Source organism: Nocardia carnea, from assembly GCF_029868855.1.
Taxonomy (GTDB): Bacteria; Actinomycetota; Actinomycetes; order Mycobacteriales; family Mycobacteriaceae; genus Nocardia; species Nocardia carnea_A.
On record NZ_JARWOV010000173.1, the window covers coordinates 1 to 24527 of the forward strand.

General features: G+C 67.4%; 28 protein-coding genes. 17 read left to right on the forward strand and 11 right to left on the reverse strand.

Translation table 11 applies throughout. The features are described 5' to 3' along the window. From QH195_RS15355 to cutA, 3 genes are all read left to right on the forward strand, one after another. Positions 1-345, forward strand: a 345-nt coding sequence (locus QH195_RS15355) for a hypothetical protein (RefSeq protein WP_280435864.1), incomplete at its 5' end; no start/stop codon positions are given. 1024 nt (positions 346-1369) lie between these two features. Continuing rightward, positions 1370-2182, forward strand: coding sequence for a sigma factor-like helix-turn-helix DNA-binding protein (locus QH195_RS15360; protein ID WP_280435865.1), 813 nt, complete (start codon positions 1370-1372; stop codon positions 2180-2182). Positions 2183-2686: 504 nt separating this feature from the next. Further along, positions 2687-3010, forward strand: a complete 324-nt coding sequence (cutA, locus tag QH195_RS15365; protein ID WP_280435866.1) for a divalent-cation tolerance protein CutA — start codon at positions 2687-2689, stop codon at positions 3008-3010. 67 nt (positions 3011-3077) lie between these two features. On the opposite strand, the gene QH195_RS15370 is transcribed toward cutA, so the two are convergent. The 3 genes from QH195_RS15370 to QH195_RS15380 all read right to left on the reverse strand — a co-directional run bounded on the left by QH195_RS15370 (position 3078) and on the right by QH195_RS15380 (position 5975). Then, positions 3078-3365, reverse strand: coding sequence for a GNAT family N-acetyltransferase (locus QH195_RS15370; RefSeq protein ID WP_280426908.1), 288 nt, complete (start codon positions 3363-3365; stop codon positions 3078-3080). Between the two features lie 80 nt (positions 3366-3445). Further along, entirely contained in the window at positions 3446-4804 is a 1359-nt protein-coding gene (locus QH195_RS15375; protein ID WP_280426907.1) for an FAD-binding oxidoreductase, read from the reverse strand. A gap of 151 nt (positions 4805-4955) precedes the next feature. Continuing rightward, positions 4956-5975 carry an NAD(P)/FAD-dependent oxidoreductase gene (locus tag QH195_RS15380; RefSeq protein WP_280435867.1) on the reverse strand — a complete coding sequence of 340 codons (1020 nt, stop codon included), beginning with the start codon at positions 5973-5975 and terminating at the stop codon, positions 4956-4958. A gap of 185 nt (positions 5976-6160) precedes the next feature. On the opposite strand from QH195_RS15380, the gene QH195_RS15385 reads away from it, so the two are divergent. Continuing rightward, a complete protein-coding gene (locus tag QH195_RS15385; protein WP_280435868.1) occupies positions 6161-6634 on the forward strand; it encodes a GtrA family protein in 474 nt (157 codons plus the stop codon). Positions 6635-6703: 69 nt separating this feature from the next. Here QH195_RS15385 and QH195_RS15390 read toward each other — a convergent pair whose 3' ends face one another. The 3 genes from QH195_RS15390 to QH195_RS15400 are packed head-to-tail and all read right to left on the reverse strand — an operon-like array spanning position 6704 to position 8692. Beyond that, positions 6704-7345 (reverse strand): Type 1 glutamine amidotransferase-like domain-containing protein, encoded by a 642-nt coding sequence (locus QH195_RS15390; protein ID WP_280435869.1) that lies wholly within the window; start codon positions 7343-7345, stop codon positions 6704-6706. Between the two features lies 1 nt (position 7346). Beyond that, positions 7347-8183, reverse strand: coding sequence for a maleylpyruvate isomerase family mycothiol-dependent enzyme (locus QH195_RS15395; protein WP_280435870.1), 837 nt, complete (start codon positions 8181-8183; stop codon positions 7347-7349). Positions 8184-8233: 50 nt separating this feature from the next. Next, the gene (locus QH195_RS15400) at positions 8234-8692 is read right to left on the reverse strand and encodes an HIT family protein (RefSeq protein WP_280435871.1); all 459 of its coding nucleotides are present in this window, start codon (positions 8690-8692) and stop codon (positions 8234-8236) included. 275 nt (positions 8693-8967) lie between these two features. On the opposite strand from QH195_RS15400, the gene QH195_RS15405 reads away from it, so the two are divergent. The 9 genes from QH195_RS15405 to QH195_RS15445 all read left to right on the forward strand — a co-directional run bounded on the left by QH195_RS15405 (position 8968) and on the right by QH195_RS15445 (position 16254). After that, positions 8968-10101, forward strand: a complete 1134-nt coding sequence (locus QH195_RS15405; protein ID WP_280435872.1) for a Re/Si-specific NAD(P)(+) transhydrogenase subunit alpha — start codon at positions 8968-8970, stop codon at positions 10099-10101. Beyond that, positions 10101-10421 (forward strand): NAD(P) transhydrogenase subunit alpha, encoded by a 321-nt coding sequence (locus tag QH195_RS15410; RefSeq protein ID WP_280426927.1) that lies wholly within the window; start codon positions 10101-10103, stop codon positions 10419-10421. Before QH195_RS15405 ends, QH195_RS15410 begins: the two co-directional genes overlap by 1 nt. A gap of 3 nt (positions 10422-10424) precedes the next feature. After that, complete coding sequence (locus QH195_RS15415) at positions 10425-11843, forward strand: NAD(P)(+) transhydrogenase (Re/Si-specific) subunit beta (RefSeq protein WP_280435873.1); 1419 nt, start codon at positions 10425-10427, stop codon at positions 11841-11843. Positions 11844-11929: 86 nt separating this feature from the next. Beyond that, entirely contained in the window at positions 11930-12379 is a 450-nt protein-coding gene (locus QH195_RS15420; RefSeq protein WP_280426899.1) for a nitroreductase family deazaflavin-dependent oxidoreductase, read from the forward strand. Between the two features lie 45 nt (positions 12380-12424). Beyond that, positions 12425-13564 (forward strand): DUF5925 domain-containing protein, encoded by a 1140-nt coding sequence (locus QH195_RS15425; RefSeq protein ID WP_280435874.1) that lies wholly within the window; start codon positions 12425-12427, stop codon positions 13562-13564. A gap of 76 nt (positions 13565-13640) precedes the next feature. Beyond that, complete coding sequence (locus QH195_RS15430) at positions 13641-14210, forward strand: TetR/AcrR family transcriptional regulator (RefSeq protein WP_280435875.1); 570 nt, start codon at positions 13641-13643, stop codon at positions 14208-14210. Next, positions 14207-14734 carry a hypothetical protein gene (locus tag QH195_RS15435; protein WP_280435876.1) on the forward strand — a complete coding sequence of 176 codons (528 nt, stop codon included), beginning with the start codon at positions 14207-14209 and terminating at the stop codon, positions 14732-14734. Before QH195_RS15430 ends, QH195_RS15435 begins: the two co-directional genes overlap by 4 nt. Positions 14735-14761: 27 nt before the next feature. After that, positions 14762-15712 (forward strand): AraC family transcriptional regulator, encoded by a 951-nt coding sequence (locus tag QH195_RS15440; protein ID WP_280435877.1) that lies wholly within the window; start codon positions 14762-14764, stop codon positions 15710-15712. A 107-nt stretch (positions 15713-15819) separates the two neighbouring features. Next, the gene (locus QH195_RS15445) at positions 15820-16254 is read left to right on the forward strand and encodes an acyl-CoA thioesterase (protein ID WP_280435897.1); all 435 of its coding nucleotides are present in this window, start codon (positions 15820-15822) and stop codon (positions 16252-16254) included. 24 nt (positions 16255-16278) lie between these two features. On the opposite strand, the gene QH195_RS15450 is transcribed toward QH195_RS15445, so the two are convergent. The 3 genes from QH195_RS15450 to QH195_RS15460 all read right to left on the reverse strand — a co-directional run bounded on the left by QH195_RS15450 (position 16279) and on the right by QH195_RS15460 (position 18431). After that, the gene (locus tag QH195_RS15450; RefSeq protein ID WP_280435878.1) at positions 16279-16719 is read right to left on the reverse strand and encodes a hypothetical protein; all 441 of its coding nucleotides are present in this window, start codon (positions 16717-16719) and stop codon (positions 16279-16281) included. A gap of 282 nt (positions 16720-17001) precedes the next feature. Continuing rightward, positions 17002-17841, reverse strand: a complete 840-nt coding sequence (locus QH195_RS15455) for an SDR family oxidoreductase (RefSeq protein WP_280435879.1) — start codon at positions 17839-17841, stop codon at positions 17002-17004. Between the two features lie 95 nt (positions 17842-17936). Beyond that, positions 17937-18431, reverse strand: a complete 495-nt coding sequence (locus tag QH195_RS15460; protein ID WP_280435880.1) for an Lrp/AsnC family transcriptional regulator — start codon at positions 18429-18431, stop codon at positions 17937-17939. A gap of 144 nt (positions 18432-18575) precedes the next feature. Between QH195_RS15460 and pdhA the strand changes: the two genes are divergently transcribed. The 4 genes from pdhA (at position 18576) to QH195_RS15480 (ending at position 23173) form a co-directional block, all read left to right on the forward strand. Further along, complete coding sequence (gene pdhA, locus QH195_RS15465) at positions 18576-19691, forward strand: pyruvate dehydrogenase (acetyl-transferring) E1 component subunit alpha (protein ID WP_280435881.1); 1116 nt, start codon at positions 18576-18578, stop codon at positions 19689-19691. Continuing rightward, complete coding sequence (locus tag QH195_RS15470; RefSeq protein ID WP_280435882.1) at positions 19688-20662, forward strand: alpha-ketoacid dehydrogenase subunit beta; 975 nt, start codon at positions 19688-19690, stop codon at positions 20660-20662. The genes pdhA and QH195_RS15470 overlap by 4 nt, the downstream gene beginning before the upstream one ends. A gap of 39 nt (positions 20663-20701) precedes the next feature. Next, the gene (locus QH195_RS15475; RefSeq protein WP_280435883.1) at positions 20702-22252 is read left to right on the forward strand and encodes a dihydrolipoamide acetyltransferase family protein; all 1551 of its coding nucleotides are present in this window, start codon (positions 20702-20704) and stop codon (positions 22250-22252) included. Between the two features lie 105 nt (positions 22253-22357). Next, a complete protein-coding gene (locus QH195_RS15480; protein WP_280426885.1) occupies positions 22358-23173 on the forward strand; it encodes a sulfurtransferase in 816 nt (271 codons plus the stop codon). An 86-nt stretch (positions 23174-23259) separates the two neighbouring features. On the opposite strand, the gene QH195_RS15485 is transcribed toward QH195_RS15480, so the two are convergent. Together QH195_RS15485 and QH195_RS15490 are read right to left on the reverse strand one after the other, a co-directional pair. After that, on the reverse strand, positions 23260-23919 hold the full coding sequence (locus QH195_RS15485; protein ID WP_280435898.1) for an HNH endonuclease family protein: 660 nt from the start codon (positions 23917-23919) through the stop codon (positions 23260-23262). Positions 23920-24038: 119 nt separating this feature from the next. After that, positions 24039-24401, reverse strand: a complete 363-nt coding sequence (locus tag QH195_RS15490) for a hypothetical protein (protein ID WP_280426883.1) — start codon at positions 24399-24401, stop codon at positions 24039-24041. Positions 24402-24527 lie beyond the last annotated feature (126 nt).

Sequence of the window (24527 nt, forward strand, 5' to 3'; positions counted from 1 at the left end):
CCCCCCGTCACCCCGGGGGCGGGGCGCAAATTAATCAAATACCCCCCCCCGGCCCGCGGCCGGCCGCCCCGCCGCCGCACTACGGCGCGCAGCGGTCTTGCTCGTACCTCACCGCCCGGCGCGCCGGTGCGTCGGCTGCACGCTACGCCGTCAACGCCAGATCCGAGATGGCTGATAGTTCTGCCCTGCGTCGAATCGCCCAGCGAGGAGACCTCCGATGCGGCACTGGAGCGGCTGGCACAGGAACGTGATCGCCTCTCGGCGCATATCGACGAGCTGATCCGGACCCGGGACGCGCTCGATCAGCTCATGGTCGTGAACCGGGCGCACCGCGCGACTCTGTAGGCCCGCGACGCATCGTTGTGCCGGTTCGGATCGCTCGGAACGATGGTCTCGACGACCGGGTGTGACGAGCGGACGGGATCTCGGTCCGCTCATCGTTCTTCCGGTGGGCCGATCGGGTTCAGCCGGACCGTGGATCGGAAACGAACAACGGTGGCGCGATGCCCACGGGGGCGATGCGGGTGCCCGACCACGGGCATCGGGTGTGGCTATCGCGCGGGTGGTCGCAGATATGGTGATCGCGAACCGGTACCTGAGGTCCGGGGCACAGACCTGGGCAGGATACCGAAACCACTGGACCCGTAAGGTTTCTGCGAGTGAACAGGCGCAGGTGGCGGAGTTTGATCCACGGGCCCCGCCCGCAAACGCAGCGGGAGTGATCAGTGACTTTCGTTCCGGTCCAGGGGCATTCGCCGGGTACGTTTCGCCAGTGGTCGACTATTCGACCGTCTTCGATGGTGGTGCCGTGCAGGCAATGAAGGGTTTCCGGACACCGGAAACGGCCGGGGGTGGCTGTCGTACGCAGCATTCCGCGGTGAATCCAGGGTTCGTTTCCGCAGCGGCACACCGGTTCTTCCACATATGTCATCGGTTGTCCTGTGTGGTCAGTGGGGGTTGCCGGGTGGGGTGGGCAGACACGTTGCACCGTCCGCCGTTTCGTGCGATGGCGCGACGATGCCGGGGGTTGCGTGATGTGGGTGGCCGGGTAGTGCGCGTAACCCGGCGGCGACGCGGGTCAGAATTCCCGGGTCGGTGCATTCGCCGAGTCGCCACAGCCGCAGTGTGGCGGCGATGGCGCGGTTGGCGGGGGCTCTCGAGGGCAAGCGGGGACGATCATGGTTCATCGGGTGACCTCGTATGTTCGTCGGAGCCCGCATACCACGTATCGGTGTACGGGCGATCATGCCGTGATTTATGCTTCCTAAACCGGTGAAACAGGGTGGGCTGCAGAGTGTTTAGTGGGGGTAAACCGAGATATTACGTCGACCCTCTGATGCGGTCAAGTCGGTATCTCTAGACTCAGGGCGTGGGTGGCACAAACGAGTTCGAACAGGTCCGTTCCGAGCCGGATCCGATACGGCGCGGGCGGCGGGCGACCGAGCTGATCACGCTCTACCAGCAGCGGGCCGCCGAACTGGCGCGGCTGCGCAAAGAGGCGATCGAAGAAGCCCACCGAAAAGGACTGAACTACACCGAGATAGCGAAACTACTCGGCATCACCAAAGGCCGGATCAGCCAGATCAAGTCGGGTGCACCACCGGCCGAACGCGCCTTCTTCGGTGTCGGGCCGGTGGCGGTCGGGATTCCCCGGCGAGATACCGCGACGGACGCTACCGGCTTCGACGCGAGCGACCGAGCAGCCCGGCAACTCGTCGAAAAAGTCCTGGCACGCCTGTCTCTGGCCTCATCACGATTCGAGATCGACCCCGATGCCGAGGAAGTGCCGGCCGGGGACACGGTGGTGATCTGCGACCCCGGCTCCGCCCCGGTGGCGCAGGAACTGCTCGCCGCCGACGAGGCGTTGAGCCTCGAAAAGGTCGACGGCGAATGGTGCCTCGTCGACAAGTCCACCGGGCGCCGGTACACCGCGCAGGGGGAGTCGGGAGCCGATATCGGATTTCTCGGCCGCCGCGAGGAGGACGGTCGCGTCATCGTCCAGATCGCGGGTGTGACGAGCGCCGGGTCGCACGGGGTCGCGCATTGGCTGGACAGCAACGTGGCCGAGCTCTACGAACCGGCGGCGCGATCGATCAGCGCGATTGTCGAATGCGATGTCGATACCGATCTGGCGGTCGCCGACAGCCGCGCGGTCGCGGGGCCCTACACGACCAGAGGTTGACCGCTCCCACACCGCGGCAGTCCGGACGACCGGCTCCGGGTTACCCCACCGGGTCGCGAACATCCGAGGCCGCATCACGGGAGAATACACGGTGAGCCGTGTATTCTGGTGCAGTCACGTCAGTGATGCTGGCGGTGGGACGCGGCTACGACGCCCCACCTGGTGGGTTACTATCAGGCCCGCATCCAGCGGACCAGTACGAGTGCCCCGGCGATTACGGCAGCTACGGCAAGGCAGATGCCATAGTCGACCGGGGCCTCACACTTTTTCCGGCGATGTTTCGCCACCCCCACCACCTCCTTCCTGGGCGCGGAGTGAGGACCTGGTCCTCCGCCCCTCGGAAAGAGGTGGGCTCACAGTACATCAGCGCTCCGGCGGGCTGTAAATCGCTGGTGCCAGGCTGTTTTGGCTGGAGTCCGGTTCGGTGCGGCAGTGGGGCAGGGTGCCGTCGTCCAGAGTGGGCTGACCGCGCGGGACCCGCTGCGCTGGTGGATCATGGACCCCGTGAGCGATAGCGATCTTGTGGACGTCACCATCAGCGGACCCGACGAAGAATGGCTGGCGGAGTTCACCCGGCGGCTCGTGACCGACCGGTTGGCGGCGTGCGGGAACATCCACCCGGAAGTCCGGTCGATCTACCGATGGGAGGGTGAGGTGGAGGATGCGCCGGAAGCCCTGGTGGTGCTGCACACCCGGGCATCGCACGTTGCCGCAATCATCGAACGCGCCAACACCGAGCACCCCGACGAGGTTCCGCAGGTTGTCGCCGTGCCGATCGCCGGCGTGAACCCGGCATATGGGGAATGGATACTGGACGAAACCAGCTGATTGATCAGCTGTCGGCACCCGCCCGGCTGTACCGGGCGGGTGCATCGGCCGACCGGGCCGGTACCGCTCAGCGGTGCACGAGATCGGCGTACTCGGGATGCTTGCCGATGTACTCGTCCACGTACCAGCAGGTGGCGGCGACCGAATAGCCTGCTTCCCGGCTCTCGTCGAGCGCGTACTTCACCACCTGGGCGGCCACCCCGCGTCCCCGGAACTCCGGGAAGGTGATCGTGTGGTGGAAGTTGCGAACCTTCGGGCTCTCGGTTTCCGCGTAGTCGGCATAGCCGGCCAGGGACCCGTCGAGATAGATCTCGAATCGGGTATCTGCGGCATTGTGTCGGAGTTCGGTGCTCACCTCTATTGGAACGGCCGCCCGTACCGGGTTTGTTCCGGACGGAGCCGATCCGGCCGCGTGCGCCGGGCGACCAGGGTTGTTCAGAGGACGGCGCCGGGATTGAGGATGCCGTGCGGGTCGAGTGCATCCTTGATCCGGCGGGTCAACGCCATCACATCGGGACCGAGCTGATCCGGTAGCCAGGCCTTCTTCAACCGCCCGACCCCGTGCTCGCCGGTGATGGTGCCGCCGAGGGTGATGGCCAGGTTCATGATCTCGCCGAAGGCGCGATGCGCGCGTTCGGTTTCGTCGGGGTCGTCGGGGTTGTGAACGATCAGCGGATGGGTGTTGCCGTCGCCGGCGTGCGCGATTACCGATACCGTCACATCATTGCGCCGGGCGATCTCGGCGACACCGGTGACGAGGTCACCGAGCCGGGGGAGCGGTACCCCGACATCCTCGAGCAGTAGCCGGCCGATCCGCTCCACCGCCGGGATCGCGAAACGGCGGGCCGCGGTGAACGCCTCGCCCTCCTCGGCGTCGGCGGTTTCGAAGACCTCGGTCGCGCCCGCGGCCCGGCATGCCTCCAGCATCACCCGCGCCTCCTGGGCGGCGTGTTCGCCGGGGGCGTCGGAACGGGCGACCAGCAGCGCCGCGGCGTCGCGATCCAGTCCCATCCGCATTTCGTCCTCCACCGCGTTGATCGCGACCGAGTCCATGAACTCCAGCATGGCGGGCCGCAGGGCGCCGGTGATGCCGAGAATGGCCTCGGTGGCGGCGGTGAGCGTCGCGAACGACGCGACGACCGTGCATTGCGCGGGTTGCGCCGGCAGCAGACGCAGGGTCAGTTCGGTGATCACGCCCAGCGTGCCCTCACTACCGACGAACATCTTGGTCAGCGACAGCCCGGCAGAATCCTTCAATCGCGGCCCGCCCAGCCGCACCGGGGTGCCGTCGGCCAGCACGACCTCCATGCCGAGTATGTAGTCGGTCGTCACACCGTATTTCACACAGCACAGTCCGCCCGCGTTGGTGGCGGCGTTACCGCCGATGGAACAGATCTCGAACGAAGAAGGGTCCGGCGGATACCACAGTCCGTGCTCTGCCGCCGCCCGCTTCACCTCCGCGTTGAGGAGCCCGGGCTGGACGACGGCGGTCCGGGTGACCGGGTCGATCCGGATATCGCGCATCCGCTCGGTACTCAGTACGATCCCGCCGTCCAGCGCCGTCGCCCCACCCGAGAGACCCGAGCCGGCCCCCCGCGGCACCACCGGAACCCGGTGTTCATCGGCCCAGAGCAGGGTTTCGCGCACATCCGCGGTGCCGGTGGCCCGGACGACCGCGATCGGAGTGCCGGCGCCGGGGTCAAGGGCCCGGTCCTGCCGATACCCGGCGACGATATCGGGGTCGGTGATCACGGCGCCGGCGGGCAGCCGGTCGGTCAATGCGCGCAAGTCCACGCTGCCAACGGTAGCGCCCGGACGGGTGGCCCCGTCCGAGCTTCCGGCAGCGAGGTACCCGGCAGCCGCACCCGACCCTCCTGCCGCCGAGCGTGCCTTCCGATCATCTCGGCCGAACTCGGCAAGGGCGGCGTTTCGCGTGATCTCCGATTCAGCGGCCGGTAACGCTTTCCGTCAGGGGGATATCGCCGAGGCTGTCTTCGCCGGAGACCCGGGCGGCCACTGCTGTGCGAACTTCCTCTTCGACCAGGTCCGCATTGATCTGCGCGCCGGCCATCGCGCCCGCCGCGGCCGCGGCGCCGACCTGTGCGGAGATATCGGTGACATTGCCTGCCGCCCATACACCGGGCACTTCGGTACGGCCGGTCGGGTCGGCCGGAACATAGCGGCCCGCCCCGGTCGGATGGTCGATCGCGGGCAGGCCCAGTTCGTCCAGGAAGCCGGCCCGGGCGGCCATACGTGTCCCGACGGCGACCACCTCCCGGGCGACCACGGTGCCGTCGGCGAGACGCAGCCCGGTGATCCCGTCGTTGCCCGTCTCGACAGCGGTGACCTTCCCGGTCACCACGCGGATACCGCGTGCCGCCAGCCGTTCGGCGTCTTCGGCGCCGAGTTCGGGGCCCTCGTGGGTGAAGAACACGATATCGTCGCTGAGCTGGCGGAACAGTTGCACTTGGTGCATCGCCATCGGGCCGGTGGCCAGGAGACCGATCGCGCGATCGCGGACCTCCCAGCCGTGGCAGTAAGGGCAGTGCACGACATCGCGGCCCCAGCGTTCGCGCAATCCGGCGATATCCGGGAGTTCATCGGTCAGTCCGGTGGTGACCAGCAGGCGCCGGGCCCGCACGCTGCGCCCGTCGGCGAGGCCGATCGTGAATCCGTTCTCCGTCCGCGTGGCCCGGGTGATCTCTCCGGACACCACATGCCCGCCGTAGCTACGTACTTCCGCCCGGCCGCGCGCCAGCAATTCCGCCGGCGGCATTCCGTCGCGGGCCAGCAGCCCGTGCACTCCTTCGGCGGGGGCATTGCGGGGTGTGCCCGCGTCGATCACCGCCACTGTGCGCCGGGAGCGCGCCAGCATCAGTGCACCGTTCAGTCCGGCCGCGCCGCCGCCGGCCACCACCACGTCATAGTCGTTGTCCAGCCGGTCGTTCTCCGGTTGCTCGGTCATCTCGACCACCTCCTCGGCACCGACTATCCAGAACAGTGAACGAATCGGCAAGTAAATTTGCTGAAGCGGCAAAGAATGGCTGCTACGCCGAGTGGAACTCCCGCAGGCTCCTGCCGCCGTAGCCATGAGCTCGTGGTTTGCCCCGTGCTCACCTCCCCGTCACCTGTCCCTGCGACGCTGGCCGCGTGCAGGAGCCGGCGACGAAAGCTGAAACGTGGGCGAGCCGGTTCGCCCGGTGGTGTGCGGCGGTGGTCGCGCGCCTGCCCTGGGGGCTGGACCGAATCGTCCCACCGACCTTCCTGGGCTTCGCGTTGATCAACAGCTTCACCTTCGGCGTCGATCTGCTGATCCTGACCGGTATGCGCAGCGGACTCGGCCTCCCGGGCTGGTTGTCGGTGACGGTCGGCTACGTCTGCGCTTTCGCGCTGGCCTTCTACCTCAATCGCACCCTCAACTTCCGGTCCCACGCACCGGCCGGGCGGCAAGCGGTGATCTACACCGTCGTGGTGGTGATCAACTACCTGGCGTTCATCCTGGGTGTGGGGGCGGGGCTCGCGGCGCTGGGTGTGCAGTACCACCTCTCGCGACTGCTGGCGGGTGCGTGCGAAGCCGTGTACATGTACTCCGCCATGCGCTGGGTCGTCTTCCGCCGCAACTGAGCCCGTGCCTCCGGCCGGACGTGGACGCCCCGGCTCGTCCGGTCACCGGCCTGAATCGTGCAGGTCGGATCAGTTCGCGTAGAGGCGTATTTCGTTACCGTCGCGGACGACGACATCGGTGTCGGTGAGCGCCCAGTGCGGGATGCCGTCCGCGCGGAAGCGGGCAGCCAGGGCATTGCCCGTGTGCTCGGGGTCGGTGGGGGAATCGAGGTGCGGGACGATCGGCCGGTCGATCAATCCGAGCCCCGCCCAGACCGGGGCGATTCCGCAGGCCGGCAGTACTTCTCCAGGATCGTCGGAGGCTTCCAGGCCGCGCAGGTGCGGTCCCAGCAGGCAAGCGCCCGCGCTGTAGCCCGCGTACAGCAACGAATCCGCGGCGAGTAGTTCCGGGATCACGGTGTCCGCGCCGCTGCGCGCGAATTGGGCGCGCAGGACGAAGGTGTTACCGCCGCGCACCCACAGGGCCGGGAACCGGGACAGGGTCCGGCGTAATTCAACCGGGCGCCCGGCGTATTCGCGCAGGTCCACCTCCTGCGGTGTGAAACCCAGTTTCCGTAGCGGCACCAGTTCGCTGGTCACCGCCGCCGCGCGGGCACCGGGCCAGGAATCGCAGGCATTGGCGATCACCGCGATCGGGCCCGGGGGACCGGCGAGTTCGGCGAACACGTCGTAGTGTTCGCCGAACCGGTAACTGGCCAGGAACAGTCGCATCTCAGATGGTGAAGGCCAGGTTCCGGGCCAGCTGCCGGCCCAGTTCGCCATCGCCCCGGACATCGATGCGGTCCAGTACCGTTTCGGGGTCGACGCGCCCGCCGCCGAGCCGCACCAGCAGGCCCGAATCCAGCTCCAGTGTCACCGTGGCATCCCGATCGGGCGTGGTCACATAGGCCGCCCGGTCGCCGACCTCGATATGCAGTGTCCGCGCGAGGGGGCCGGTCAACCGGAGGGTGATCAGTGAACCGGCCGGTGCCTTACCGCGTTTCGCGAGTACCCGCGGCAGCGACTGCGCGAACTCCGCGAACGCCACCTCGCCGCGGGTACCGCCCTCGTCGATTCGCTCGCCGAGCGCGTCGGCGATATCGAGTTCGTGCATCCAGCAGTCGAACAAGCGGACCCGCATGAACCGCGCGTAGGGCACCTCGCCGACCGGGGACCGGGACGGCGCCAGCCACGCCTGATCGTCCATGGCGGACAATGCTTTCCGGCGCCGATCGATCACCTCGTGATACATCCGCAGCAGTTCCGCACCGGACCGCGGCCGCAACCGCTGTACCCAGATCTCGTTCAGCACTCCGATGTCGTTGCGGACGTGCGGCAGCGTTTCGACATCGATATCGGTGGCCTGTGCGGCAGGGGCCGGCGGCTCATCGCCCAGCAGCAGCGATTCGGTGCCGATGACATGGCCGATCACATCGAAAACCGTCCAGCCGGGCAGGGGCGACGGTGTCCGCCACCGGTCCTCGTCGAGACCGCCGACCAGCTCGGCCAAGGCATCGAACTGGCCGGACAGCAGCCGGACGAGTTCGGGGCGGTCGGGGAGATCGGACATGGGCGGTGCCTTCCGTGGGCTGGGCGTGGGCAGTTCGGTGCGGAAACGGATCAGCCGGGATCGGTATCGGTTTCGGTGGCCGGGGTGTCGAGGGCGGCCAGACCTGCGCGCAACTCGGCCGCGACCCGCTCGGGTTCGTGCGAGCGGCGCAGTACCAGCCCGGACGCGAAACGGAACTTGTCCCCGTGTTTGCGGGGGAGTACGTGCAGGTGCACGTGGCCGACCGTCTGGAATGCCGCCTTGCCGTCGTTGACCAGCAGATTCGCGCCGTCGGCGGCGAAGGCCGGACCCTGTACCGCCCGCGCGATCCGATGCCCGGCCCGGAACAGTTCGGCACCGGTTTCGGCATCGAGTTCGGACAGATCCGTGGCGTGGCTCTTGGGGATCACCAGGGTATGCCCGCGGGTGATCGGCCGGATATCGAGGAAGGCGCAGACGATGTCGTCCTCGTAGACCCGGTGGGCCGGCGCGGTACCGGCCACGATCCGGCAGAAAACGCATTCGCTCACAGGGTGACTCTACGGCGTACGGCCCGGCCGGACCCGGCGGCCGGGTGGAATTAGCAAACTTTTCAGACCCGTGGGCACGGTTCTGCCGTTAACGGTTCTGATCAGCATTTACCGCTGCGAAGGTTGTGTGCCCTGCCGTGTGGATGTGACGGGCATCTCAGCTAATCTCACTCACGCCGATGTACGGTGGCGAGGATTTCGGGCGGGGTGTTCACGAACACCCCGCCCGGCGCCGTAATCGGCGGCCGGAAACGTAGGAGAGGGAAGACAGACAAGTGGAGACAACGCAGACCGTGAGCGATTCGTCGCCGCGCGGGGCGCGTGTCGGTGTCGTTCGCGAAACCGCCGCGGGCGAGCGGCGGGTCGCCCTGGTGCCGAAGATCATTCCGGCCCTGGTGAAGCAGGGTGTGGAGGTCGTGGTCGAAGCCGGAGCCGGACAGGGCGCGCTCATTCCCGATACCGCCTACACCGACGCCGGTGCCACCATCGGCGATGCCTGGTCGGCCGATGTGATCGTGAAGGTCGCGCCGCCCACCGATGCCGAGGTGGCGAAACTGGCCGCGGGCCAGACGCTGATCGGATTCCTGGCGCCGCGCAATGCCGACAACCAGATCGATGCGCTGAAGAAGAAGCAGGTGCAGGCGTTCGCCGTCGAAGCGATCCCGCGCATCTCGCGGGCGCAGGTGATGGACGCGCTGTCGTCGCAGGCGAATGTCGCCGGATACAAGGCGGTACTGCTGGCGGCTTCGGAATCGACCCGCTTCTTCCCGATGCTGACCACCGCGGCGGGCACCGTGAAACCGGCGACCGTGCTGGTGCTCGGTGTCGGTGTCGCGGGGTTGCAGGCGCTGGCCACGGCCAAACGGCTCGGCGGGCGGACCACCGGCTACGACGTGCGGCCCGAGGTCGCCGACCAGGTGCGTTCGGTCGGCGCGCAGTGGCTCGATCTCGGTATCGACGCCGCCGGCGAGGGCGGATACGCCCGCGAACTCACCGACGAGGAGAAGGCGACACAGCAGCAGGCCCTCGAGGATGCGATCAAGGGCTTCGATGTGGTGATCACGACCGCGCTGGTACCGGGTCGGCCCGCGCCGCGCCTGGTGACCGCCGCCGCGGTCGCCGGGATGAAACCGGGCAGCGTGATCGTGGACCTGGCCGGCGAAACCGGTGGCAACTGTGAACTCACCGAACCCGGCGAAACCGTGGTCAAGCACGAGGTGACGATTTGTTCGCCGCTGAACCTGCCGGCCACCATGCCCGAACACGCCAGTGAGCTGTATTCGAAGAATATTTCGGCGCTGCTGGAACTGATGCTCGCCGACGGCGAACTGAAACCGGACTTCTCCGATCAGGTGCTGGCCGATTCCTGCGTCACCCGTGACGCCGAACCGACAACGAAAGCCGAATGATGTACAGCGAGCTGCTGGCGAATATCGCCATTCTGGTGCTCTCCGGATTCGTGGGTTTCGCGGTGATCTCCAAGGTCCCCAATACCCTGCACACCCCGCTGATGTCGGGAACCAACGCCATCCACGGCATCGTCGTGCTCGGCGCGCTGGTGACCCTCGGACGGATGGAGGACCCCTCCGTCGGGGTGCAGATCATCCTGTTCGTGGCCCTGGTGTTCGGAACGCTGAACGTGGTCGGCGGTTTCGTGGTGACCGACCGGATGCTGGGCATGTTCAAAGGTAAGAAGCCCGGCGCGGGTGCCGAGAAGGCAGGTCAGTGATCCATGGACAATCTGGTCGATATCCTCTACATCCTGTCCTTCGCCCTCTTCATCTACGGCCTGATGGGTCTCACCGGCCCGAAGACCGCGGTCCGGGGTAACTGGATCGCCGCGGCCGGTATGGCCATCGCGGTGATCGCCACACTCATCGCCGTACGCGATACCAGCAACTGGATTCTCATCGTTGCGGGCCTGGTGGTCGGTGTGGCGCTGGGTGTGCCGCCCGCCCTGCGTACCAAGATGACCGCCATGCCGCAGTTGGTGGCGGCGTTCAACGGTGTCGGCGGCGGTACGGTCGCGCTGATCGCGTGGGCCGAATTCGTCGACACCTCCGGGTTCTCCACCTTCCATCACGGTGAGGAACCGACGGTGCACATCATCGTCGGCTCGCTGTTCGCCGCGATCATCGGTTCCATCTCGTTCTGGGGATCGCTCATCGCGTTCGGCAAACTCCAGGAGATCTTGCCCGGTAAACCCATCGGCCTGGGCAAACTGCAGCAGCCGGTGAACCTGCTGCTGCTGCTGGCCGCGGTCGCCGCGGCGGTCGTGATCGGTCTCGGCGCCTCCGACGGTGGTGTCGCGCAGTGGTGGATGGTCGGGCTGCTGCTGGCCGCGGGTGTGCTCGGCCTCATGGTCGTGCTGCCCATCGGCGGCGCCGATATGCCGGTGGTCATCTCGCTGCTGAACGCCCTCACCGGGCTTTCGGCCGCGGCGGCCGGTCTCGCGCTGAACAACACCGCCATGATCGTGGCCGGCATGATCGTCGGCGCGTCCGGCACCATCCTCACCAACCTGATGGCCAAGGCGATGAACCGTTCCATCCCGGCCATCGTCGCCGGTGGATTCGGTGGCGGCGGCACGGTCGCCACTGCCGGTGACGGTGAGCAGAAGCAGGCCAAGGCGACCTCCGCCGCCGACGCCGCGATCCAGATGGCCTACGCCAACCAGGTGATCGTGGTGCCCGGCTACGGTATGGCCGTGGCCCAGGCGCAGCACGCGGTGAAGGAGATGGCGGGACTGCTCGAAGCCAAGGGCGTGGAGGTCAAATACGCCATCCACCCGGTGGCCGGCCGGATGCCCGGGCATATGAACGTGCTGCTCGCCGAGGCCGAGGTGTCCTACGACGCCATGAAGGAAATGGACGATATCAACGGCGAATTCAGTCGTACCGATGTCGCCCTGGTGATCGGCGCCAACGATGTCACCAATCCGGCCGCGCGCGAGGATTCGTCCAGCCCGATCTACGGGATGCCGGTCCTCAATGTCGATCAGGCGAAATCGGTGATCGTGTTGAAGCGTTCGATGAACAGCGGGTTCGCCGGTATCGACAATCCGCTCTTCTACGCCGATCACACCGCCATGCTGTTCGGTGACGCGAAGAAATCGGTGGGTGCGGTCACTGAGGAACTCAAGGCACTGTAAGCGCGGGAATCCGCTCCGGCGGCCCCGGTGCGCGCCCGGCCGCATTGCCGAGCGGGTACCGGGGCCGTTGCTGTTACCGTCGACGCATGGCGGATCTGGGTGTAAAGCTCTTGCGCACTAGGTGGTTCGTCCGGGCTCCGATCTGGGCGTTCCGTGCCCGGCTCGGCTTTCTCTTCGGGGGCCGGCTGCTCCTACTGGAGCACACCGGCCGCACCTCCGGGAGAACCCGGTATGTCGCATTGGAAACGGTGGACCGCCCCGGCCCCGACACGGTGATCATCGCCTCGGGCTTCGGCGAAGGGGCGCAGTGGTACCGGAACTTGCTGGCCGACCCGCGCTGCCGGGTGAGCATCGGCACTCGCCACCGGGTGCCCGCGGTGGCTCGTCCGCTCGAGCCCCAGGAGACGGCCGCGGTGCTGGTGGATTACCGGGTCCGCCATCCGAAGGCCTACCGGAAGTTGAGTGGCATCATCGAGCAGGCCACGGGCCGGGATATCGAGACGGTGCCGATGGTCGAGTTGTCCATCCGGGCCTGAAATTGGGTGGACGGTGCGGTATGTGTGGGCAGATCATGGTCGGCGATGCCCGAACGCAACGAACCACTTCGCCTGATCGAATTCGATCCCGCCACCGCAGACCCCGCCGACGCGCTGCCGTGGTCGGCCGTACTCGATTCCTATTCCACACCGCGGGACCTGCTCGATATGCTCACCCTGAGCCTTTTCGGCCGGGGTGTGCAGCCGTACTACCGCAAGAAACAGCTGGACCGAGTGCGACCGGACGCCCTGCTGCGGCCGCCGGGTTCGCAGATCTCGCGTTCGGTCGTGGAATCGGATTCCCAGTCGATTCTGGTGCTCGGCGAGGGCTGGACCCTGCGCGCCGACCGGTGGGCCGATAAATCGGCCAAGCTGGAAGTGGTCGCGGTGAGTGACGAGCTGGCCGAACGTATCGTGACCGAATCGGTTCGCGATGCCGAACAGCCCACCCCCACCGACCTGACCGCGGTGAAAATGGGCTTCTGGCATCAGGGCGACCGTGGGGCCACTCGGCGCGCGCTGGCCGTCACCACGCCCGAGTGGCCGGAGATCCGGGGTAACTACAGCGAGCCCGTCGCGGGCGCGCTCGACCGGTTGATGGCAATGCGTCCGGCCGATATCCGCGGCAGGTTGCTGCTCCTGCACGGCCCGCCGGGCACGGGGAAGACCACGGCCCTGCGTTCCCTGGCCCGGGCCTGGTCGCCCTGGTGCCAGGCCGACTGCGTGCTCGACCCGGAGATGCTGTTCGCCAAACCCGGCTATCTGATGCGTGCGGCGATGGGCGCCGAAGGCGAGGACGACGAATCGGATCGCTGGCGGCTGCTGATCCTCGAGGACTGCGACGAGTTGATCCACGCCGAGGCCAAATCCTCTTCGGGACAGGGTCTTTCCCGGCTGCTCAACCTCACCGACGGAATGCTGGGGCAGGGTCGTGACGTGCTGGTCGCCATCAGTACCAACGAGGACCTGTCCCGGCTGCACCCCGCTGTGACCCGGCCCGGGAGGTGCCTGGCGCAAGTCGAGATCGGCAAGCTGACCGCCACCGAGGCGCGGACGTGGCTGGACGACACCCCAGCCGATATTCCCGCCGCGGGCGCCACACTCGCCGAACTCGTCGCACTCCGGGACCGTGCCGAAAGTATCGCGGTGCGCACGGAATACACCGAGGGCGGTATGTACCTCTAGTAGCTTCCGGCCGGGCTCGTGGCCGGTGCCGGATACCGGGATTGATTATGACCGACTGGTCAGTCATTATTGGCCTATGCCGAAGCGAGTGGATCAGGACAGCCGGCGCGCCGAGATAGTCGAGGCTGCGGTGCGGGTTTTCGCCCGCAAGGGATTCGCGGCCTCCCGGATCGAGGACGTGGCGGCGGAGGCGGGCGTGGCGAAGGGCAGCGTCTATCTTGTGGTGCGCAGCCGCGACGAACTGTTGACGGCAGCCTTCCAGCATTACCGGGCGCGATCGGCGGAAGTCGTGAACGAGCTCGGTCGAGGGCCCGCTCTGGATCGCCTCGCGCGGCTGATCCGGTCGACCGTCGCGATGCTGGCGACACACCCCGACTATGCGCGAGTACTGCTCGACGTATGGTCGGCGCGCGCACCGATGAATATGGCAGAGGTGTACAGCGAGTACCGGGCTGCTGTCGGAAGTCTCCTGCGGGAGGCCGCGGACGAAGGACAACTGCGGGCGGGAATCGGCGCCGAACACGCTGCCGTGATCGTGGGTGCGATCGAAGGCTGCCTTGTGCAATGGCTGGCCGACGATCGAATCTCGCTGCCCGATCTGACCGAGCCCATCCTTGCGATCTGTGTCGACGGGATCCGTCGATGACTGTCACCGACCGTTTGATCGCACCCGGAGCAACGAGAGCCGAGATCACCCTCGGCTACTGTGCGGGGGCCGGTGGTGCCGCTGCGGCCGGCGCACTCGCGTGGCAGGCAGGCCAAATGTGGCTGGTGGTCGTGGTGACTGCCCTCGTCGGCTTCGACATGTTCGGCGGCGCCGTCGTCAACGCGACCGCTTCGGCCACGCGCTGGTACCACCGGCAGGGCCGGCCGGCACACGGTCATCTCCTGTTCGTTGTCGTCCACATCCAGCCATTCGTGCTTGCGCTCGCGGTGCCCGGGTACGGGTGGACTGCGGCGGCGGTGACCTATGGCCTGGCTCTGGTGTCGGCTGTCGCGGTGATCCGATCGCCGTGGGCGATCCGCACACCTGTGGCGTTCGTCGCGGTTGTCGCCGGAATACTGGTGACCACCACGCTGGTGACGGTCCCGCCTTTCCTGATGTGGTTTGCGCCGGTGCTGCTGATCAAACTACTGCTCGGGCACCTCCTTCCTCATCCTGTTCGGTGAACAACGCGCCGCGGTTATCGTTGATGGATGGATGCATTGGCGGCGCTGCTCGAAGGCCCACGGGCCCGGGGCGCGTTCGTACTGCGGTCGAAGCTCAGCCCACCGTGGTCACTGCGGATCCAGGACGAATCACCGCTGACGCTCGTGGCGGTGGTCCGGGGGTGGGCGTGGGTGCTCACCGCCGACGGCGAGCAGCGTCGAGTCGAGGCCGGTGACGTCGCGGTGATCCGGGGACCGCAGCCCTATACCGTCGCCGACGATCCCGCGACCGAACCTCAGATCCTGATCAATCCGGGGCAGGTCACCACGACTCTGGACGGTGAAGTGCTCTGCGAGACCATGAGTCTCGGGGTACGGCAATGGGGTAACGATTCGGACGGGGAAACGGTGTTCGTCACCGGCTCCTACGAATACGTCGGCGCGGTGAGCAGGCGCCTACTGCGTGCACTACCGCCCATGCTGGTACTGCCGCGCGGACGTTCCGACGATCGGCTGCTCGACCTGCTGACCGACGAAACCGTCAAGGATCTGCCCGCCCAAGGCGTGGTGCTGGACCGCCTACTGGACCTGCTGCTCATCTCGACCCTGCGCTCCTGGTTCTCCGGCACCGAGGCAGCACCGTGGTACCACGCCTACGGCGACCCGCTGGTGGGGAAGGCGCTGCGGCTACTGCAGCACAACCCCGCCCATCCTTGGACCGTCGCTGCGCTGGCTCAGGAAGTCGGGGCGTCGCGGGCAGCGCTGGCCCGCCGGTTCACCGAGCTGGTCGGGGAACCACCCATGGCCTTCCTCACCGAATGGCGTCTCGATCTGGCCGCCGACCTGTTGCAGGGCACCGAGGACACGGTCGAGGCGATCGCCCGTCGAGTCGGATACGGCAGCGCGTTCGCCTTGAGCACGGCGTTCAAACGACACTTCGGCGTCAGTCCGCGGGAACACCGGGCCGGCAGCACGGGGGCGGTCTCCTCGGCCAGTTGATTCGGATCCGCGTAGCGGTGCGGGCCTGGGCGGCGCAGTGTCGCGCCTTCGACCGCAGCGTCGTCTCGGCGGCACTGCCCGCCGACCGACCCGGTATCGTCGCCCGGGTGACGACGCAGTATCCGGTGCTCTGGCCGGTGCCCACTCGATGGGCCGACAACGACCACTACGGGCACGTGAACAACGTGACCTATTACGCGTACTTCGATACCGCGGTCAATGCGTGGTTGATGGACGCGACGGGCACCGACATCCGTGAACTGCCCGCGATCGGGATCGTCGCGGAGACGTCCTGCCGGTTCCACGCCTCGCTCAGCTTTCCGGACAAGCTGCAGGTCGGTCTGCGAATCTCCCGCCTCGGCCGCTCCAGCATCACCTACGACCTGGCGATCTTCCGGGAAGCCGGACAGGACCTGGAACTCGCTGCCACCGGCACCTTCGTCCATGTCTATGTGGACGAGACGACCCGGAAACCGGTCGAGATCCCCGAGGTCATCCGCACCGCTGCGCGGACACTGGTCACCGAGGACCCGGGAACCTAACGCGCGCCGTGCGGTTTCGCGGGTTCAGGTGCGGCGGACATCGCAGCGACGTACGGCTACGATATCGGGCACACCATCCCGCCCCTGCCCGTGTCCGGACAACAGATCGCGCCAACCGGGCCACGCGCCGTCGCTACCGCGGATCTCCACCAGTCCGAAGATCAACTCGCCGATGCTCGAATGCACAGTTTTCGGCAGCAGAATCCGGTTACCTACGATGACGACAACGGGTATCAGCATCGCCGACGAGCCGACGCCCGGTGAGAGCCCCAACTTCGCCACCAGTATGAGCAGTACCACGAGAGCTGCGAAGAAAGAGCCGAACTGCAGGACGAAGTCGATCAACCCGGCAAACGTACTGCGTAGATTCCGTGGCGACGGGTATCGCGTATCCCCGTCGGTCCCGTGATGTCTCGACAGGAAATCCGGCGAATTGGTCAACCCGAAGGCATCCCCCGAACTCATCCATCGATGATGGCACAATTCGTCGCAATCGAGCACATTTGCGGCCACGGTAGGACCGTGGCCGGACCACTCACCGATCCGGACCCACGAATGTGGAACGAAGCCAACAGAATTGACCGGTCCTGCCGCCAGGGATACGCGCACTCTTGAATCGTCGGCCGACCGACCTCGAACGACCGGTGGGCCGCACGCGGGCCTGCGGCGAAGTGCGGAGTCTTCCTGCCGCACACAGCTGAAGGCCGCGTGTCGGATCTGGTGCTCTGACTGCGGCGGGTTGCCGGTTCAGGAGTCCGGATTCTCGAGGGCATGCTGGAAGCGGCGCATGCCGCGGATCCAGCGGTCGTAGTCCGATCCTTTGTTCCGGTACATCTGGAGGACCTCGGGGTGCGGGAGGATGAGGAACTCACCGGCCGCCACGCCGGTCAGAACCGTGTCGGCGACCTCTTCGGGACTGAGTACCGCGCCCGCGGATTTCACAGCGGTGATCGCCAACCGGCCCGCTTCGGCGTTGTTCTCCGGGATCATCCCTTCCCGGAGCAGTGCCGTATCCACTCCCATCGGGCAAACGCAGCTGACACCGATTCCCTTGTCGCCGTAGGTGATCGACAGCCATTCCGCAAAGCCGACGGCGGCGTGTTTGGAGACCGAGTACGGTGCGGAGCCGAGTTGGGTGAGCAGGCCCGCCGCGGAAGCGGTGCTGACGAAGTAGCCGCTGCCGCGTTCGAGCCAGCCGGGGACGAGCAGGCGCGCGGCGCGGATATGTGCCAGGGTGTTGACCTCGAGGGCGGCCGACCATTGCGCGTCGGTGCTGTCCAGGCCCGCGCCGCCGCCGATACCGGCGTTCGCGAAATAGAAGTCGACCGGGCCGAAGGCGGATTCCGCCGCTGTGATCAGCTGCCCGATCACCTCGGGATCGGCGGCGTCACCGCCCGCGGATACCGCGGCGTCCCCGATATCGTCCGCGACCTTCGCCGCGGTGGCGGGGTCGAGATCGGCGACGACGACCTTCGCGCCGTGCTCGGCCAGCCGGCGGGCCAGTGCCGCGCCGATGCCCGAACCGCCGCCGGTGACAATGGCGGTGCGGTCCGCGAAGGTGTCCGTTACTGTGCCTGGGGTCTCCATATCGGCACCCTATCCCGTATTGCGACACAAGACTATATATGTCGCTTAATCCATGCTCGGCGGCAGTTCGGAGTGGGTAACGCCGTGCCGGCTCGTCAATCGGGTTCGGCCAGGCGTTCCAGTAGCGGTGCGGTGCGTGGGCCCACCAGTTCCTGCATCACCAGGGCCATATTGGTGCGCACCACGCCGGGGACCTTCAATATCTGACCGGTGATCCGATAGAGGTCGTCGGCGTCGCGGGCGACCACCCGGACGGTGAGGTCGGTGGGGCCGGTCATACCGCAGACCTCGGTCACCTCCGGAATTTCCGCCAGTTCGCCGACCACCGCATCGAGGCGGTGCTGATCCACCACGACCGCCACGAAGGCGGAGAGTCGATAGCCCAGGGCGCGCGGCTGCACCCGGAGTTCGAAACTGCCCAGGACCCCCGCGGCTTCCCAGCGGGCGAGCCGGGCTTGCACCGTATTGCGGGAGAGTCCGAGCCGGGCGGCCAGTTCCACACCGGTGGCCCGGGGGCTGGCGGTCAGCTCGAGTAGTAGCCGCGCGTCCGTGGCGTCCAGTACCGGGCTGGTGGTTTCTCGACTGGTCATAAAGCGCAGTATGACAGCAGAACCGCCCCCTATTCTGCGCACACTGCTCAGTTTCCGGATCGAGACTTGCGCAGTTCGCCTAAGCGTGGATGCTGTGTGTTGTAGGCCACATCAGCGCGTGACCCGCGTGAGGAGGCGAGGCCGATGCCCGGCACAACCGAGTATCCGGTGCAACTGATCCAGCCCGACGGCGCTCGGGTGCACAACCCGGAATATCAGGCCTTGGTCGCCGATATCGGGCCGGATGAACTATGGCAGCTCTACGAAGATCTGGTGGTGAGCCGCCGGATCGATACCGAGGCCGTCGCCCTGGCCCGGCAGGGGCAGCTCGGTCTGTGGGCGCCCGGCGAAGGGCAGGAAGCCGCACAGGTCGGTTCGGCACACGCGCTGCAGCCCGACGACTATGTGTTCAGCAGCTACCGCGAAGCGGCGGTCGCGTACTGCCGCGGAGTGGACCCGGGCGTCATCACCACGATGTGGCGCGGGGTCGCACACTCGTCGTGGGATCCGGAAGAGATCAATATGACCAATCCGGCGATCGTGGTGGGCGCACAGGGTCTGCACGCCACCGGATACGCCTATGCCGCCCACCTCGACGGGGCGGAGATCGCCACCATTGCCTATTTCGGTGACGGCGCCACCAGTCAGGGCGATATTGCCGAGGCCCTCACCTTCGCTTCCACCTGGAGTGCCCCGGTGGTGTTCTTCTGCCAGAACAACCATTGGGCGATCAGCGAACCCGTTCATCTGCAGAGCGCGACCCCGATCGCGCAGCGGGCGGTCGGGCACGGGATCCCGGCGAGCCGGGTGGACGGTAACGATGTGCTGGCCGTACTGGCCGTCACCCGCCGGGCGGCCGCCCGTGCCCGCACCGGGGGTGGGCCCTCCTTCGTCGAGGCCATCACCTACCGAATGGGTCCGCACACCACCGCCGACGACCCCACCCGCTACCGCACCGCCGCGGAAACCGGGGAATGGGCCCGCCGCGACCCGATCCTGCGGATGCGGCGGCTACTCGACCGCGAGGGCCTGTTCGATCCGGCGACACAGCAGCGGGTGGACGACCGCGCGGACGAGGTGGCGCACCGGATCCGGTCGGCCACGCTGACCATGCCCGATCCCGACCCGCTGGAACTGTTCGACCACGTCTACGCGACCCCGCATCCTGTCGTCGCGGCCCAGCGCCGGGACTACGCCGACTACCTGGCCGCCGGCGATTACGTCGCGCCCACCCGGCGCGAGGAAGGAGTCCGCTCATGATCACCACATTCGCCGCGGCGCTCAACGCCGGGTTGCGTACCGCGCTGGAGGACGACCCCAAGGTGGTGCTGATGGGTGAGGACATCGGCCGGCTGGGTGGTGTGTTCCGGGTGACCGATACGCTGCAGAAGGATTTCGGCGACCGCCGCGTGATCGATACGCCCCTGGCCGAATCCGGCATCGTGGGCACGGCGTTCGGGATGGCGTTGCGCGGTTATCGGCCGGTGTGCGAAATCCAGTTCGACGGTTTCGTCTACCCCGCCTTCGATCAGATCGTCTCGCAGGTGGCCAAGATCCACTACCGGACGCGGGGAAGGGTGGCCGCTCCGCTGACCATCCGCATCCCCTTCGGGGGCGGGATCGGTTCGGTGGAGCATCATTCCGAATCGCCGGAGGCGTATTTCGCGCATACCGCGGGTCTGCGGGTGGTTTCGCCGAGTAACCCGGCGGACGCCTACACGATGATCCGCCAGGCGATCGCACTCGACGATCCGGTGATCTTCTTCGAACCCAAACGCCGCTACTGGGACAAGGCCGAATTCGACCCCGCGGCAATCGATTCGCTTCCCCTGGACCGGGCGCGGGTCTGCGTACCGGGTTCGGATGCCACACTGGTCGCGTACGGGGGTACGGTCGCCACCGCGTTGGCCGCGGCGGAAATCGCTACGGAAGAGGGCCTTTCGCTCGAGGTGATCGATCTGCGCAGTCTGGCGCCGCTGGATATCGACACCATCGCCGAATCGGTGGACCGGACCGGCCGGCTGATCGTGGTGCACGAAGCGCCGGTCACCGGCGGAATCGGCGGGGAGATCGCGGCCCGGATCACCGAACGCTGTTTCTATCGCCTCGAGGCCCCGGTCCGGCGGGTCGGCGGATTCGATATTCCCTACCCTCCGGCTAAGCTCGAAAAGCATCACCTGCCCGACCCGGACCGCATCCTGGCGGCGGTCGACAGCACACTTGCCGCCTGAGTGCCCCGCCACCCTGACGCCCAGCCGGAGGTGCCCACCGTGGACGATGCCGCAACCGCCGAATCCGGTGAGATCCTGGAATTCCGGCTGCCCGACCTCGGCGAGGGACTCACCGACGCCGAACTACAGAACTGGACCGTCGCGGTGGGCGACGAGGTCGAACTGAACCAGACCATCGCCGAGGTGGAAACGGCGAAGGCGGTGGTCGCGCTGCCCTCGCCGTTCGCCGGCACCGTGGTGGAACTGCTCGCCGAACCGGGTTCGACGGTCGAGGTGGGGGCGCCGTTGCTGCGTATCCGCACCACCGCGCCCGCGCCGGGTGGGAACGGCCGTACCTCGGTACTCGTCGGCTATGGGCCGGAGACCGGGAATCAACCGTCGCGCCGGCGTCGGATGCGTGCCGCGGCGTCCGCGCCGCCGGCGGAGACGAAGCCCGCCGGGGTCGATTACGAGGGCGGCGTCATCGGCGCGGATCCGGGCGCCGCGACCGGGGACGAGACAGCCGCGGCGCGTGCGGAAGGGGTAGAACACGCGGAGGATCTTGCCGGCCCCGGGGCATACTCCGGCGGTCGTTCGCCGGCCGAGAACGAACGGGGTACGCGGCCCGATGAGCCAGGTGGGAGCCGCATCACGGCGGCACCGCCCGGTGCACAACACGGTGGGGACCTTCTCGGCGCGGGGCTCGGCGGTGGCCGGGTCGCCGCCACTCCCGGTGCGCGAAAGCTGGCGCGGGAGCTGGGGATCGACCTCTGGCATGTGGCCGGTTCGGGGCCGGAAGGCGCGGTCACCGTCGCGGACGTTCGCGGTGCGGTGCCGGTATCGGAACCCCAACCGCGCGAGCACACCGCCGAGGAGGTCCCGCGTATCGAGCAGCGGGCCGACGGGTCGGCTCGGGAGGTGCGCACACCGATCTCCGGTATCCGGAAGCGGACCGCGGCCGCCATGGTCGCCAGCGCCCGCACGATCCCGCAGGCGTCGACCTCCAGCTCGGTCGATATCACGGCGTCGCTGGAACTGCTCGATCATCTGCGCGCCACCAAGACCTTCGAGGGACTGACTCCCACACCGCTGGCCTTGGTCGCGAAATCGGTTCTCGCCGCGCTGGCCGAGTACCCCGGAATCAACACCTACTGGGACGAGGCGAAATCGGAGATCGTCACCAGGTACTACGTCAACCTGGGTATCGCGGTGGCCACCGAACGCGGACTGCTCGTACCCAACATCAAAGACGCGCAGACGCTGAGCCTGCGGGAACTGTGCCGCGAGATCGGCTGGCTGGCGCAGACCGCCCGCGACGGCCGGGCGGGCCTGTCCGATCTGCGGGGCGGGACATTCACCATTTCCAACGTCGGCGTGTTCGGGGTCGAGTCGGGAACACCGCTGGTCAACCCGGGCGAGGCCGCGATTCTGTGTGTCGGCGCGGTGGCCTCGCGGCCATGGGTCTTCCGCGGTGAGCTGGCCGTGCGCTCGGTGGTCACACTGACGCTGAGTTTCGACCACCGCATGATCGATGGTGAACTGGCGGCCCGGTTCCTGGCCACGGTCGCCGGCGCGCTGGAAGATCCGCTGACTCTGCTCGCGCGTATCTGAGCAGCCTCGCCGACAGGTGAATTTTCGGGTAGTCGCGTGGACTTCGCCCGCCACGCGCGCGTACGGTGACGAAATCTGTTCCAGACTCTTGGACGAGGAGCTGCGGTGCACGCGGTACTGATCTCGGCTGAAGAACTCCGGGAATCGACGGAAGAAAACCTGCGCCTGCTGGACGTCCGCTGGCAGCTGGGTGACCCCGAGGGGCCACAGCAGTACCAGAACGGCCACATCCCGGGCGCGGTGTTCGTGGACCTCGATACCGAACTCGCCGCCTTACCCACCCCGGCCCTGGGCCGGCACCCGCTGCCGGACCCCGAGCAGCTCCAGAAATGCGCGCGCAGCTGGGGTCTGTGCGCGGGGGATCCGGTCGTGGTCTACGACGCACTCGGCGGTATGTCGGCCGCGCGGGCGTGGTGGCTGCTGCGCTGGGCCGGGATCACCGATGTGCGCATCCTCGACGGCGGGCTGCCCGCATGGCTGCGCAGTGGTGGTGAGCTGGCGACCGGGGTGGAACCGGACCCCGAACTCGGCGATATCGAACTCCGGCCGGGCCGGCTACCGGTGATCGACGCCGATGCCGCCGCCCGCTGGGAGGGCGTGCTGATCGATGCCCGCGCCGCCGAACGGTATCGCGGCGAACAAGAACCGGTGGACCCCCGCGCCGGGCACATTCCCGGCGCGATCAGCGTCCCGACCAGCGAGAACCTCGACGAGGACGGCTGCTTCCTGCCGCCGGAACTGCTGCGCCGGCGATACCGGGATCTCGGCGACGAGCCGGTCGCGGTGTACTGCGGATCGGGAATCACCGCCGCGCATGCCATCGCGGCGCTGGCGGTGGTGGGTGTGGAGGCGGCCCTGTATCCGGGGTCGTGGTCGCAGTGGGCGCACGATTCCAAACGGCCCGTGGCGACGGGTGCCTGACCAGGGCGATGCCCAACGGCAGTGCCGCCGGGGATGCCCGAATATCGGTTCGCTCTGCGGGCGAAGGTGTCTCGCGGAATCGCATATCAGCCGCACCGTGCCGCGATATCGCGCAATACCGTGTGGTCTGCCCCGGTGACCGGGAGCTGATAGCGCACGGCGACGGTGAGGTATCTGCCCGCGTAGTAACAGTGCCCCGGGCGCGACGGTGGCAACCACTCGGCGGGTGTGCTGTCGCTTTTATCGGTATTGGTCGCGCGGTCGGTGACCTGCAAGTTGTAGTCGATATCGTTCGCGAAGCGGATGCGCTGCGCGGATGGCCACGCGGCGGCTCCCATATCCCAGGCGGCAGCCAGCGGATAGATATGGTCGACGGGCAGCTGCCGGGCGTTCTCCTTGCTGAACACCATCCGGTTACCGGTGTACGGATCCGCCAGGATGCCGGACTCGACGACGCAGCCCCCGGTGCCCGGCCGGTATGCGATATCCACCAGTTGACGGGCGAGCACATTGTTGCGGGTATCGCATCCGTCGTGACCGCCCGGGCCGTCGTGATCATCGGACCAGGCGGGCCCGAAAACGCAACCCTGCCCGGCCCCGCAGTCACGCTCGTACCCGGCGATGTCCGGGCGTTCGGAAACCACCCGGACCACGGCGAGGAGCTGTTCCAACTGGGCGCGCCCGGGACTCCCGGGTGCCGGCCGAAGACCCGGCGGGACCGCGCAGGCGGCGACCAGGCCGAACATGCAGGCGGTGAGCAATGCGGAAACCGTGTGAATCTTCCCCCATGTCGTCACGGTCACCGGTATACCCGAGGCCACCGACAGTTTCCGCCGGCGCCCGATGGATCAGCGCAGGCGCGGGATCACAGCCAGGCGCGGGCCAGCAGGTCGTCGTTGTCGACCCCGCTGCTACGCGGTGGGAAACGCGTGGCGGCCAGGGATTCGATATGTACTCCGTCGTGGCCGATCACCCAGGAACCGCCGCTGTCCAGACATTCGGCGATCTTGGCGAAGGCCGTGAGCAGGAAGGTGATGGCCTCCTCGGGCCGTTCGGTGTGGGCGAGCCGCTGCGATTCGCCGGGCCGGGACAGATCCAGCCAGATACCGCACTGGCCGTCCAACCGCATGCCGACGATCTTGCCGGCATCCACGAAGGTGAACTTCCGCCGCTCCCATGGTGTGGTCGGCGTGTAGCTCTGCTCGAGAACCTGGAGCAGAATTGTCATGCTGCTGCCCTCCGCTGTTCGATGACGCCGCTGTGTGCTGTGGGGACCGCTGCTTCCGGGCCGGTGTGCGCCGCCTGCCGCGTGCCGTCGCCGGTGCAGGACAGCTCGCCCGGCGTGGGCTCCGCC